The organism is Mycobacterium marinum, from assembly GCF_003391395.1.
Lineage (GTDB): Bacteria > Actinomycetota > Actinomycetes > Mycobacteriales > Mycobacteriaceae > Mycobacterium > Mycobacterium marinum.
Window position 1 is genome coordinate 3,769,631 of sequence record NZ_CP024190.1, and the last position, 15,677, is coordinate 3,785,307.

The 15,677-nt window shown below is 66.4% G+C and carries 1 protein-coding gene (cut by a window edge); it reads left to right on the forward strand.

The features are described from left to right. Positions 1 to 15,677: the 5' end (the start) of a non-ribosomal peptide synthase/polyketide synthase gene (locus CCUG20998_RS15760; protein WP_116269120.1), read on the forward strand. It continues 20,398 nt past the right edge of the window; only the first 15,677 of its 36,075 coding nucleotides appear in the window; it begins with the start codon at positions 1 to 3; its stop codon lies off the right edge, out of view.

The following is a 15,677-nucleotide window of genomic DNA, read 5'->3' on the forward strand; positions in this document are numbered from 1 at the left end:
GTGAGGGGCGGGGCAAAGGCTGTATTTCATTTAACCCGGGGGCAGCTGGGCATCTGGCTCGATCAGCAGGTTAATGACGCAGGTGCGCGTTGGAACCTGGCAAATCTTGTTGTGCTCGATGGCGCGATTATTCCTGATGTTTTGACCAAGGCACTGCGATTGGCAGTGCAGGATTCAGATTCACTGAGAGCTGTTTTTTACGAAAACGATGGTGAGATATTTCAGGAAATCCTGCCCAGCCAGGATTTCGACGTGCCGTTCTACGACCTCCGCGCCTTCGACGATCCGGTCAAGGAGGCCTACCACCGCGCGTTGTTGATTCGGAACAAGCCGATGCCGCTCGACCAGCCCCTGTATAGATACGCCATATACCAAACCAGAACAGACGAATTCTATCTGTATGCCGGTTTCCACCACCTCGTCTGCGATGGATTCGGGGCGATGGTCCACTGCAACCGGCTTGGGATGATCTACTCCGCCCTGGTCGCCGAGGAGCCGGTTCCCCCGAATTTTGTCGGCTCACTACAGGACCTCATCGCCCTCGAAACCGCCTACGCAGACTCACCCGACTATCACCGCGACCACAAGTACTGGGCCGAGCATCTGCCCGCAGACACCGACGTCGATTACCGCTTCATCAACACCAACAACCGCAGCACCGTGAGCGGTGGCGTTTCCGTGCCAGTGCGGCTAGATCCCGCAGTCGTTGCCGCAGTCCAAGAATCATGCCGAACGTTGGGGGTGCGCCGATCGGCGATATTGACTGCTGCGTGCGCGCTGCTGGTTGGGAAGTGCTGCGGTCACGGCTCGGACATTGTGCTCGATTTCCCGGTGAGCAGACGAGTTCAGCCCGAGTCGTTGACCTTCACCGGGTTGATGGTGGGTACCGTCCCGCTGACGTTGGCCGGCACGCCCGCGGAAAGTGTGGCCCAGTTCTGCAGACACACGCATTCCCAGATCCAGGCCGCGGTAGAGCATCAGCGGTTCCCGGTGGAAACCCTCACGAGACAGCAGCAGTCGCCTACACCGGGACACACCGCCTCCAGAGTGGCAGTCAATTTCATCCCGAGTACCGCCTCGCACCCGTTCGGGCAAGCCCCGGCATCGGCGGTGTGTGTCGCCTTCGGTGGGGCCAGCGGCTTTAGCGTTTTCTTCCAAAACAACGGTCACGAGCTACTGGTGAGCACCGAGGGTGCCGCCGACTCAGAATCAGACTTTGCTACTACCCACATATTCGTGCGACGTTTGGAACAGGTCTTGGTGGCGATGACCACCGAGGCTGATCAGTTGGTGTCCGGCATCGATCTGCTCACCGACAGCGAACACACTCAACTGCGCACCTGGGGCAACCACCCCACCCTCACCAACCCACCGGCCACCACGGCGGTGTCGATTCCCGCCGCCTTCACCGCCCAAGTCGCCGCTCACCCCCACGCCCCGGCCCTCACCTTCGAAGACCACACCTGGACCTACCAACAACTCGATACGGCCAGCACCCAACTCGCCCACCACCTCACCACCACCCACGGGGCTCGAGCGGGTGCGGTCGTCGCGCTGCTGCTCCCGCGCAGCGACCACGCCATCCTCGCGATCCTGGCCATCCTCAAAACCGGGGCCGCCTACCTCCCCATCGACCCCCACCACCCCCACGCCCGTATCGCGTTCATGCTCACCGACACCACCCCCACCGCGGTACTGACCACCACCGAACTGACCACCCACCTCCCCACCAGCAGTGGTTTTCCGGTGATCACCCTCGACACCCTCACCAACCTCGATGACCACCCCACCACCCCACTACCCCCACCCAACCCCCACGACCTGGCGTATCTGATCTACACCTCCGGCACCACCGGAACCCCTAAAGGCGTGGCCATCACCCACCACAACGCCACCACCCTGACCACCACCCTGACCCCACAACTGGGCCCCACCACCAACCAGGTGTGGTCGCAATGCCACTCCTACGCCTTCGACTACTCCGTCTGGGAAATCTTCGGCGCCCTACTCACCGGAGGGCGGGTCGTGGTCGTGCCCGAACACGTCGTCACCTCACCCGAAGAGCTGCACCACCTACTGGCCACCGAGCAGGTCACCGTCCTCAGCCAAACCCCCTCAGCGTTGGCGATGTTGGCGCCGACGACTTTTGATGTTGAGACGGTGATCGTCGCAGCCGAGGCCTGCCCAGCAAAGCTGGTCGATCAGTGGGCGCCGGGGCGCGCCCTGCTCAACGCCTATGGCCCCACCGAAACCACTATCTATGCGACGGTCAGCGTCCCCCTGCACGCCGGCGAGACGGTGGTGCCCATCGGCGCCCCGGTACCTGCTGCGGGGTTGTTTGTGCTCGATCGGTGGCTGCGTCCGGTGCCTCCCGGGGTGGTGGGTGAGTTGTATGTCGCCGGTGCTGGGGTGGGTGTGGGGTATTGGCGCCGGGGTGGGTTGAGCGCGACCCGGTTTGTCGCATGCCCGTTCGGGGCGGCCGGGTCGCGGATGTATCGCACCGGCGATCTGGTGTGTTGGGGCCCTGATGGGCAACTGCAATATGTGGGCCGCGCCGATGAGCAAGTCAAAATCCGTGGCTACCGCATCGAATGCGGCGAAGTCACCGCCGCCCTGACCACACTCGACCCCATCGAACAGGCGGTGGTGATCGCCCGCAACGACGCCCCCGGCCAAACCCGGCTGGTCGCCTACTACACCACCACCAGCGGGACCAGGCTCGACACCACCGACATCCGCGCCTCCTTGAGCCAGGTGCTGCCGCCGTATATGGTTCCGGCCGCCTTCATCGAGATCGACCAACTACCGTTGACGGTCAACGGCAAACTCGACCGCCGCGCCCTGCCCGCCCCCGACTACACCACCACCGAGGCTTATCTCGCCCCGCAGGGACCGGTGGAAGAAGTCCTGGCCAGCCTCTACACCCAAATCCTGGGTGTGGACCGCATCAGCGCCGCCGACTCCTTCTTCGAACTCGGCGGGGATTCCCTGTCGGCGATGCGTTTGATCGCCGCCGCCAACACCACCCTGCACACCGGCCTGCGCGTTGCTGATGTGTTCGAAGCCCCCACCATCACCGCCCTCGCCGAGCGTGTCGGGGCGGACCCGGTCGCTCAGCTGCCATTGATCGCCGGCCCCCGCCCGCCGCGGGTGTCGTTGTCGTTTGCCCAGTCCCGATTGTGGTTTCTTGAGCAGCTTCAAGGCCCCTCGGCGGTCTACAACATCCCGGTCGTCCTGCACCTGCACGGCCCGCTGGACACCGAGGCACTCCGGGCCGCACTCACCGATCTGATCACCCGCCACGAAACCCTGCGCACCCGCTTTCCCAGCATCGACGGCACCGGCTACCAAGACATCCTCACCCCCAACCAAGCCGAAATCTTCTGGCAGGTGGTGGATGCCCAGGGTTGGACACCCCAACACCTGCACACCGCTATCGACGAAGCCACCAACTACCACTTCGATCTAGCCGCCGAGATCCCGATCCGCGCCACCGTCTTGCACACCGCACCCCACCAGCACGTGCTGGTACTGCTGATCCACCACATCGCCGCCGACGGCTGGTCGCTAGGCCCGCTCGCCCGCGACCTGAACACCGCCTACACCGCCCGCACCGCCGGACACCCACCGGCCTGGGTGCCGCTGCCGGTGCACTACGCCGACTACACCCTGTGGCACCACCAACTCCTCGGCGACCCCCACGACCCCACCAGCCTGCTGGCCACCGACCTGGCCTACTGGCAGCACACCCTGGCCGGACTCCCCGAACACCTGCCCCTGCCCACCGACCGCCCCTACCCCCCGATCGCCGACTACCGCGGCGCCAGCCACCAATTCAGCTGGCCCCCCGAACTAACCACCGCAATCCACACCCTGGCCCACACCCACCACGTCTCGGTCTTCATGGTCATCCACGCCGCCCTGACCGTGGTCCTAGCCACCCTCGCCGACACCAACGACATCGCGATCGGTGTCCCGATCGCCGCACGCACCCACCCCCACCTCGATGAACTGATCGGGTTCTTCGTCAACACCCTGGTGCTACGCACCCACACCCACCCCGCAGACACCCCCACCGACCTACTCGCCCACATCCGCGACCGCAGCCTGACCGCCTACCAACACCAACACGTCCCCTTCGAACTCCTTGTCGAACACCTCCAGCCCACCCGCTCCCGCACCCACCACCCCCTCATCCAGGTCATGCTCGCCTTCCAAAACCACCCCTGGACCCAACACGACACCACCGGCGCCGAAATGCGCCTGGGTGAAGCCAGCATCAGCCCCTACCCCGTCGCCACCCACACCGCCCGCATGGACCTGGTCATCTCCCTGACCGAACACCCCACCACCCCCAACACAGCACCGACCCTGACCGGCACCATCGAATACCGCACCGACGTCTATAACCCCACCACCATCAACACCCTGGCCACCCGCCTGCACCACACCCTGCACGCCTTCACCACCCACCCCGACCAACCCCTGCACCACCTCGACCTCCTCACCGACACCGAACACACCCACCTGCGCACCTGGGGCAACCACCCCACCCTCACCGCTCCCACCACCACGGCGGCGATCTCGATTCCCGCTGCCTTCACCGCCCAAGTCGCCGCTCACCCCCACGCCCCGGCCCTCACCTTCGAGGACCACACCTGGACCTACCAACAACTCGATGCGGCCAGCACCCAACTCGCCCACCACCTCACCACCACCCACGGGGCTCGAGCGGGTGCGGTCGTCGCGCTGCTGCTCCCGCGCAGCGACCACGCCATCCTCGCGATCCTGGCCGTCCTCAAAACCGGGGCCGCCTACCTCCCCATCGACCCCCACCACCCCCCCACGCGTATCGCGTTCATGCTCACCGACACCACCCCCACCGCGATCATCACCACCACCGAACTCGCCCAACACCTCCCCCACACCCCAGCCGTCGCCACCATCACCCTCGACACCCTCACCCTCGATGACCACCCCACCACCCCACTGCTCCCACCCGACCCCCACGACCTGGCGTATCTGATCTACACCTCCGGCACCACCGGAACCCCCAAAGGCGTGGCCATCACCCACCACAACGCCACCACCCTGCTCACCCAACTCGATCTCGACATCCCCACCGGCGGGGTGTGGTCGCAATGGCACTCCTACGCCTTCGACGTCTCCGTCTGCGAAATCTTCGGCGCCCTGCTCACCGGTGGGCGGGTCGTGGTCGTGCCCGAACACGTCATCACCTCCCCCCACGACCTGCACCACCTCCTGGCCACCGAACACGTCAGCGTGCTCAGCCACACCCCCTCCGCGTTCTACGCACTACAAACCATCGACGACACCACCCACCACAACCCCACCCAGCCACCACTCGCCCTCACCGCCGTGATCCTCGCCGGTGAAGCCTTCGCCCCCACCCGTGCTGCGGCATGGCTGTCCCACCACCCCCACACCCGACTGATCAACATGTACGGCACCACCGAAACCACCGTGCACGCCACCCTGCGCGACATCACCGAACACGACACCACCAACGACACCAGCCCCATCGGCACCCCCCTGCACCACCTGGCCTTCGCCGTCCTCGACAGCTCGCTGCGCCCGGTCCCACCCGGAACCGTGGGTGAGTTGTATGTCGCCGGTACCGGGGTCGGTGTCGGCTATTGGCGCCGGGGCGGGTTGAGCGCGGCCCGGTTTGTCGCATGCCCCTTCGGAGCGGGCGGGTCGCGGATGTATCGCACCGGTGATCTCGTGTGTTGGGGCCCTGATGGGCAACTGCAATATGTGGGCCGCGCTGATGAGCAAGTCAAAATCCGCGGCTATCGCATCGAATGCGGCGAAGTCGCCGCCGCCCTGGCCGCACTCGATGGGGTGGATCAGGCGGTGGTGATCGCCCACGACGCCTCCGGCCAAACCCGGCTGGTGGCCTACTACACCACCACCGGTGGCGGTGGGATCGATACGGCTTGGCTGCGTGACCGCCTAAGTGAGGTGTTGCCGGCGTATATGGTTCCGGCCGCCTTCATGGTGATCGACGAACTACCACTAACGGTCAACGGCAAACTCGACCGCCGCGCCCTGCCCGCCCCCGACTACACCACCACCGAGGCTTATCTCGCCCCGCAAGGCCCGGTCGAAGAAGTCCTGGCCAGCCTCTACGCCCAAATCCTCGGCGGTAGTGACCGGGTCAGCGCCGCCGACTCCTTCTTTGTTCTGGGCGGGGATTCGCTGTCGGCGATGCGTTTGATCGCCGCCGCCAACACCACCCTCAACACCAGTCTGCGCGTTGCTGATGTGTTCGAAGCCCCCACCATCACCGGGCTCGCCGAGCTGGTGGGCACCACCACCACGACCACACAGCAGGCGGTGCCGGCGTTGATCGCCGGCCCCCGCCCGCCGCGGGTGCCGTTGTCGTTTGCCCAGTCCCGGCTGTGGTTTCTTGAGCAGCTTCAAGGCCCCTCGGCGGTCTACAACATCCCGGTCGTCCTGCACCTGCACGGGCCCCTGGACACCGAGGCACTCCGAGCCGCACTCACCGATCTGATCACCCGCCACGAAACCCTGCGCACCCGCTTCAGCACCACGAGCGAGGGGATCGGCTACCAAGACATCCTCACCCCCAACCAAGCCGAAATCTTCTGGCAGGTGGTGGATGCCCGCGGGTGGACACCCCAACACCTGCACACCGCTATCGACGAAGCCACCAACTACCACTTCGATCTAGCCGCCGAGATCCCGATCCGCGCCACCGTCTTGCACACCGCACCCCACCAGCACGTGCTGGTACTGCTGATCCACCACATCGCCGCCGACGGCTGGTCGCTGGGCCCGCTCGCCCGCGACCTCGACACCGCCTACACCGCCCGCACCGCCGGACACCCACCGACCTGGGTGCCGCTGCCGGTGCACTACGCCGACTACACCCTGTGGCACCACCAACTCCTCGGCGACCCCCACGACCCCACCAGCCTGCTGGCCACCGACCTGCACTACTGGCAGCACACCCTGGCCGGACTCCCCGAACACCTGCCCCTGCCCACCGACCGCCCCTACCCCCCGATCGCCGACTACCGCGGCGCCAGCCACCAATTCAGCTGGCCCCCCGAACTAACCACCGCAATCCACACCCTGGCCCACACCCACCACGTCTCGGTCTTCATGGTCATCCACGCCGCCCTGACCGTGGTCCTAGCCACCCTCGCCGACACCAACGACATCGCCATCGGTGTCCCGATCGCCGCACGCACCCACCCCCACCTCGATGAACTGATCGGGTTCTTCGTCAACACCCTGGTCCTGCGCACCCACACCCACCCCGCAGACACCCCCACCGACCTACTCGCCCACATCCGCGACCGCAGCCTGACCGCGTTCGAACACCAACACGTGCCCTTCGAACTCCTTGTCGAACACCTGCACCCGACCCGCTCCCGCACCCACCACCCCCTCATCCAGGTCATGCTCGCCTTCCAAAACCACCCCTGGACCCAACACGACACCACCGGCGCCGAAATGCGCCTGGGTGAGGCCCGGATCAGCCCGTATCCGGTCGCCACCCACACCGCCCGCATGGACCTGGTCATCTCCCTGACCGAACACCCCACCAGCCCCGACACAGCACCGGCCCTGACCGGCACCATCGAATACCGCACCGACGTCTATGACCCCACCACCATCAACACCCTGGCCACCCGCCTGCACCACACCCTGCACGCCTTCACCACCCACCCCGACCAACCCCTGCACCACCTCGACCTCCTCACCGACACCGAACACACCCACCTGCGCACCTGGGGCAACCACCCCACCCTCACCGCTCCCACCACCACGGCGGTGTCGATTCCCGCCGCCTTCACCGCCCAAGTCGCCGCTCACCCCCACGCCCCGGCCCTCACCTTCGAGGACCACACCTGGACCTACCACGACCTCGATACGGCCAGCACCCAACTCGCCCACCACCTCACCACCACCCACGGGGCTCGAGCGGGTGCGGTCGTCGCGCTGCTGCTACCACGCAGCGACCACGCCATCCTCACCATCCTGGCCATCCTCAAAACCGGCGCCGCCTACCTCCCCATCGACCCCCACCACCCCCCAACGCGTATCGCGTTCATGCTCACCGACACCACCCCCACCGCGATCATCACCACCACCGAACTCGCCCAACACCTCCCCGACACCCCAGCCATCGCCACCATCACCCTCGACACCCTCACCCTCGATGACCACCCCACCACCCCACTGCTCCCACCCGACCCCCACGACCTGGCGTATCTGATCTACACCTCCGGCACCACCGGAACCCCCAAAGGCGTGGCCATCACCCACCACAACGCCACCACCCTGCTCACCCAACTCGATCTCGACATCCCCACCGGCGGGGTGTGGTCGCAATGGCACTCCTACGCCTTCGATGTCTCGGTCTGGGAAATCTTCGGCGCCCTGCTGCGCGGAGCCCGCCTGGTCGTCATCCCCGAACACGTCATCACCTCACCCCACGACCTCCACCACCTCCTGGCCACCGAACAAGTCACCGTCCTGAGCCACACCCCCTCCGCACTCGCCCAGCTCTCACCACAAACCCTCGATACCGCCACGGTGATCGTCGCGGGCGAAGCCTGCCCACCCGACCTAGCCCAACGCTGGGCTAGCGGTCGCGCCCTGCTCAACGCCTACGGCCCCACCGAAACCACCATCTACGCCACCATCAGCAACCCCCTACAACCCGACGCCGACCTGGTCCCGATCGGCGCCCCCGTGCCCGGCGCCGGGGTATTCGTGCTCGACAGGTGGTTGCGCCCGGTGCCGCCGGGGACCGTGGGTGAGTTGTATGTGGCCGGTACTGGGGTGGGTGTGGGGTATTGGCGCCGGGGTGGGTTGAGTGCGGCCCGGTTTGTGGCATGCCCGTTCGGGGCGGCCGGGTCGCGGATGTATCGCACCGGCGATCTGGTGTGTTGGGGCCCTGATGGGCAACTGCAATATGTGGGCCGCGCTGATGAGCAAGTCAAAATCCGTGGCTACCGCATCGAATGCGGCGAAGTCGCCGCCGCCCTGGCTGCCCTCGACGGGGTGGATCAGGCGGTGGTGATCGCCCGCAACGACGCCCCCGGCCAACCCCGGCTGGTCGCCTACTACACCACCACCGGTAACGCGGGTATCGATACGGCGTGGCTGCGTGACCGCCTAAGTGAGGTGTTGCCGGCGTATATGGTTCCGGCCGCCTTCATGGTGATCGACGAACTACCGTTGACGGTCAACGGCAAACTCGACCGCCGCGCTTTGCCCGCCCCCGACTACACCACCACCGAGGCTTATCTCGCCCCGCAAGGACCGGTGGAAGAAGTCCTGGCCAGCCTCTACGCCCAAATCCTCGGTGTGGACCGCATCAGCGCCGCCGACTCGTTCTTCGAACTCGGTGGGGATTCCCTGTCGGCGATGCGTTTGATCGCCGCCGCCAACACCACCCTGCACGCCGGTCTGCGCGTTGCTGATGTGTTCGAAGCCCCCACCATCACCGCCCTCGCCGAGCTGGTGGGCACCACCACCACTACACAGGCGGTGCCGGCGTTGGTCGCGGGTGAGCGCCCGCCGCGGGTGCCGTTGTCGTTTGCCCAGTCCCGGCTGTGGTTTCTTGAGCAGCTTCAAGGCCCCTCGGCGGTCTACAACATCCCGGTCGTCCTGCACCTGCACGGCCCGCTGGACACCGAGGCACTCCGGGCCGCACTCACCGATCTGATCACCCGCCACGAAACCCTGCGCACCCGCTTTCCCAGCATCGACGGCACCGGCTACCAAGACATCCTCACCCCCAACCAAGCCGAAATCTTCTGGCAGGTGGTGGATGCCCAGGGTTGGACACCCCAACACCTGCACACCGCTATCGACGAAGCCACCAACTACCACTTCGATCTAGCCGCCGAGATCCCGATCCGCGCCACCGTCTTGCACACCGCACCCCACCAGCACGTGCTGGTACTGCTGATCCACCACATCGCCGCCGACGGCTGGTCGCTGGGCCCGCTCGCCCGCGACCTGAACACCGCCTACACCGCCCGCACCGCCGGACACCCACCGGCCTGGGTGCCGCTGCCGGTGCACTACGCCGACTACACCCTGTGGCACCACCAACTCCTCGGCGACCCCCACGACCCCACCAGCCTGCTGGCCACCGACCTGGCCTACTGGCAGCACACCCTGGCCGGACTCCCCGAACACCTGCCCCTGCCCACCGACCGCCCCTACCCCCCGATCGCCGACTACCGCGGCGCCAGCCACCAATTCAGCTGGCCCCCCGAACTAACCACCGCAATCCACACCCTGGCCCACACCCACCACGTCTCGGTCTTCATGGTCATCCACGCCGCCCTGACCGTGGTCCTAGCCACCCTCGCCGACACCAACGACATCGCGATCGGTGTCCCGATCGCCGCACGCACCCACCCCCACCTCGATGAACTGATCGGCTTCTTCGTCAACACCCTGGTGCTACGCACCCACACCCACCCCGCAGACACCCCCACCGACCTACTCGCCCACATCCGCGACCGCAGCCTGACCGCGTTCGAACACCAACACGTGCCCTTCGAACTCCTTGTCGAACACCTCCAGCCCACCCGCTCCCGCACCCACCACCCCCTCATCCAGGTCATGCTCGCCTTCCAAAACCACCCCTGGACCCAACACGACACCACCGGCGCCGAAATGCGCCTGGGTGAAGCCAGCATCAGCCCCTACCCCGTCGCCACCCACACCGCCCGCATGGACCTGGTCATCTCCCTGACCGAACACCCCACCACCCCCAACACAGCACCGACCCTGACCGGCACCATCGAATACCGCACCGACGTCTATAACCCCACCACCATCAACACCCTGGCCACCCGCCTGCACCACACCCTGCACGCCTTCACCACCCACCCCGACCAACCCCTGCACCACCTCGACCTCCTCACCGACACCGAACACACCCACCTGCGCACCTGGGGCAACCACCCCACCCTCACCGCTCCCACCACCACACCCGCGATCTCGATTCCCGCCGCCTTCACCAGCGTGGTCGCCGCTCACCCCCACGCCCCGGCCCTCACCTTCGAGGACCACACCTGGACCTACCACGACCTCGATACGGCCAGCACCCAACTCGCCCACCACCTCCTGAACTACGGCGCTGGGCCGGGTGCGGTCGTCGCGCTGCTGCTCCCGCGCAGCGACCACGCCATCCTCACCATCCTGGCCATCCTCAAAACCGGGGCCGCCTACCTCCCCATCGACCCCCACCACCCCCCAACGCGTATCGCGTTCATGCTCACCGACACCACCCCCACCGCGATCATCACCACCACCGAACTCGCCCAACACCTCCCCCACACCCCAGCCGTCGCCACCATCACCCTCGACACCCTCACCCTCGAGCACCACCCCACCACCCCACTACCCCCACCCAACCCCCACGACCTGGCGTACCTGATCTACACCTCCGGCACCACCGGAACCCCCAAAGGCGTGGCCATCACCCACCACAACGCCACCACCCTGACCACCACCCTGACCCCACAACTGGGACCCACCACCAACCAGGTCTGGTCACAATGCCACTCCTACGCCTTCGACTACTCCGTCTGGGAAATCTTCGGCGCCTTACTGGGCGGCGGCCGTCTGGTCGTCGTGCCCGAACACGTCGTCACGTCGCCCGAAGAGCTGCACCAGCTCCTCATCACCGAGCAGGTCACCGTCCTCAGCCAAACCCCCGCCGCGTTTTACGCACTGCAGGCTGTGCACACCACCCTGGCTGAACAGGGCCAGAAACTGGCGGTCAAGACGGTGGTATTAGGTGGTGAAGCCTTTACCCCCGCCCGCGCGGGGGCATGGCTGTCTCAACAGCCTCACACCCGGCTGATCAACATGTACGGCATCACCGAAACCACCGTGCACGCCACCCTGCGCGACATCACCGAACACGACACCACCAACGACACCAGCCCCATCGGCACCCCCCTGCACCACCTGGCCTTCGCCGTCCTCGACAGCTCGCTGCGCCCGGTCCCACCCGGAACCGTGGGTGAGTTGTATGTCGCCGGTACCGGGGTCGGTGTCGGCTATTGGCGCCGGGGCGGGTTGAGCGCGACCCGGTTTGTCGCATGCCCGTTCGGGGCGGCCGGGTCGCGGATGTATCGCACCGGCGATCTCGTGTGTTGGGGCCCTGATGGGCAACTGCAATATCTGGGCCGCGCTGATGAGCAAGTCAAAATCCGTGGCTATCGCATCGAATGCGGCGAAGTCGCCGCCGCCCTCACCACACTCGACGAGGTGCAGCAGGCAGTCGCCATCGCCCGCGAAGACACCCCCGGCCAACCCCGGCTGGTGGCCTACTACACCACCACCAGCGGGACCGGGCTCGACACCACCGACATCCGCGCCTCCTTGAGCCAGGTGTTGCCGGCGTATATGGTTCCGGCCGCCTTCATCGAGATCGACCAACTACCGTTGACGGTCAACGGCAAACTCGACCGCCGCGCCCTGCCCGCCCCCGACTACACCACCACCGAGGCTTATCTCGCCCCGCAAGGCCCGGTGGAAGAAGTCCTGGCCAGCCTCTACGCCCAAATCCTCGGCGGTAGTGACCGGGTCAGCGCCGCCGACTCCTTCTTTGAGCTCGGCGGGGATTCGCTGTCGGCGATGCGTTTGATCGCCGCCGCCAACACCACCCTGCACGCCGGTCTGCGGGTTGCTGATGTGTTCGAAGCCCCCACCATCACCGCCCTCGCCCACCGAATCGCCACCACCACCACCACGACCACGCAGCAGGCGGTGGCGGCGTTGGTCGCGGGTGAGCGCCCGCCGCGGGTGCCGTTGTCGTTTGCCCAGTCCCGGCTGTGGTTTCTTGAGCAGCTTCAAGGCCCCTCGGCGGTCTACAACATCCCGGTCGTCCTGCACCTGCACGGGCCCCTGGACACCGAAGCACTCCGAGCCGCACTCGACGATCTGATCACCCGCCACGAAACCCTGCGCACCCGCTTCAGCACCACGAGCGAGGGGATCGGCTACCAAGACATCCTCACCCCCAACCAAGCCGAAATCTTCTGGCAGGTCGTGGATGCCCGCGGGTGGACACCCCAACACCTGCACACCGCTATCGACGAAGCCACCAACTACCACTTCGATCTAGCCGCCGAGATCCCGATCCGCGCCACCGTCTTGCACACCGCCGACCACCAGCACGTGCTGGTACTGCTGATCCACCACATCGCCGCCGACGGCTGGTCGCTGGGCCCGCTCGCCCGCGACCTGAACACCGCCTACACCGCCCGCACCGCCGGACACCCACCGACCTGGGTGCCGCTGCCGGTGCACTACGCCGACTACACCCTGTGGCACCACCAACTCCTCGGCGACCCCCACGACCCCACCAGCCTGCTGGCCACCGACCTGGCCTACTGGCAGCACACCCTGGCCGGACTCCCCGAACACCTGCCCCTGCCCACCGACCGCCCCTACCCCCCGATCGCCGACTACCGCGGCGCCAGCCACCAATTCAGCTGGCCCCCCGAACTAACCACCGCAATCCACACCCTGGCCCACACCCACCACGTCTCGGTCTTCATGGTCATCCACGCCGCCCTGACCGTGGTCCTAGCCACCCTCGCCGACACCAACGACATCGCCATCGGCGTCCCGATCGCCGCACGCACCCACCCCCACCTCGATGAACTGATCGGCTTCTTCGTCAACACCCTGGTGCTACGCACCCACACCCACCCCGCAGACACCCCCACCGACCTACTCGCCCACATCCGCGACCGCAGCCTGACCGCATACCAACACCAACACGTGCCCTTCGAACTCCTTGTCGAACACCTGCACCCGACCCGCTCCCGCACCCACCACCCCCTCATCCAGGTCATGCTCGCCTTCCAAAACCACCCCTGGACCCAACACGACACCACCGGCGCCGAAATGCGCCTGGGTGAAGCCAGCATCAGCCCCTACCCCGTCGCCACCCACACCGCCCGCATGGACCTGGTCATCTCCCTGACCGAACACCCCACCAGCCCCGACACAGCACCGACCCTGACCGGCACCATCGAATACCGCACCGACGTCTATGACCCCACCACCATCAACACCCTGGCCACCCGCCTGCACCACACCCTGCACGCCTTCACCACCCACCCCGACCAACCCCTGCACCACCTCGACCTCCTCACCGACACCGAACACACCCACCTGCGCACCTGGGGCAACCACCCCACCCTCACCGCTCCCACCACCACACCCGCGATCTCGATTCCCGCTGCCTTCACCAGCGTGGTCGCCGCTCACCCCCACGCCCCGGCCCTCACCTTCGAGGACCACACCTGGACCTACCAACAACTCGATGCGGCCAGCACCCAACTCGCCCACCACCTCACCACCACCCACGGGGCTCGAGCGGGTGCGGTCGTCGCGCTGCTGCTCCCGCGCAGCGACCACGCCATCCTCGCGATCCTGGCCGTCCTCAAAACCGGGGCCGCCTACCTCCCCATCGACCCCCACCACCCCCCCACGCGTATCGCGTTCATGCTCACCGACACCACCCCCACCGCGATCATCACCACCACCGAACTCGCCCAACACCTCCCCCACACCCCAGCCGTCGCCACCATCACCCTCGACACCCTCACCCTCGATGACCACCCCACCACCCCACTACCCCCACCCGACCCCCACGACCTGGCGTACCTGATCTACACCTCCGGCACCACCGGAACCCCCAAAGGCGTGGCCATCACCCACCACAACGCCACCACCCTGCTCACCCAACTCGATCTCGAAATCCCCACCGGCGGGGTGTGGTCGCAATGGCACTCCTACGCCTTCGACGTCTCCGTCTGCGAAATCTTCGGCGCCCTGCTCACCGGTGGGCGGGTCGTGGTCGTGCCCGAACACGTCATCACCTCCCCCCACGACCTGCACCACCTCCTGGCCACCGAACACGTCAGCGTGCTCAGCCACACCCCCTCCGCGTTCTACGCACTACAAACCATCGACGACACCACCCACCACAACCCCACCCAGCCACCACTCGCCCTCACCGCCGTGATCCTCGCCGGTGAAGCCTTCGCCCCCACCCGTGCTGCGGCATGGCTGTCTCAACAGCCTCACACCCGACTGATCAACATGTACGGCACCACCGAAACCACCGTGCACGCCACCCTGCGCGACATCACCGAACACGACACCACCAACGACACCAGCCCCATCGGCACCCCCCTGCACCACCTGGCCTTCGCCGTCCTCGACAGCTCGCTGCGCCCGGTCCCACCCGGAACCGTGGGTGAGTTGTATGTCGCCGGTACCGGGGTCGGTGTCGGCTATTGGCGCCGGGGTGGGTTGAGCGCGGCCCGGTTTGTGGCATGCCCGTTCGGGGCGGGCGGGTCGCGGATGTATCGCACCGGTGATCTGGTGTGTTGGGGCCCTGATGGGCAACTGCAATATGTGGGCCGCGCCGATGAGCAAGTCAAAATCCGTGGCTATCGCATCGAATGCGGCGAAGTCGCCGCCGCCCTGGCCGCACTCGATGGGGTGGATCAGGCGGTGGTGATCGCCCACGACGCCTCCGGCCAAACCCGGCTGGTGGCCTACTACACCACCACCGGTGGCGGTGGGATCGATACGGCTTGGCTGCGTGACCGGTTGAGTGAGGT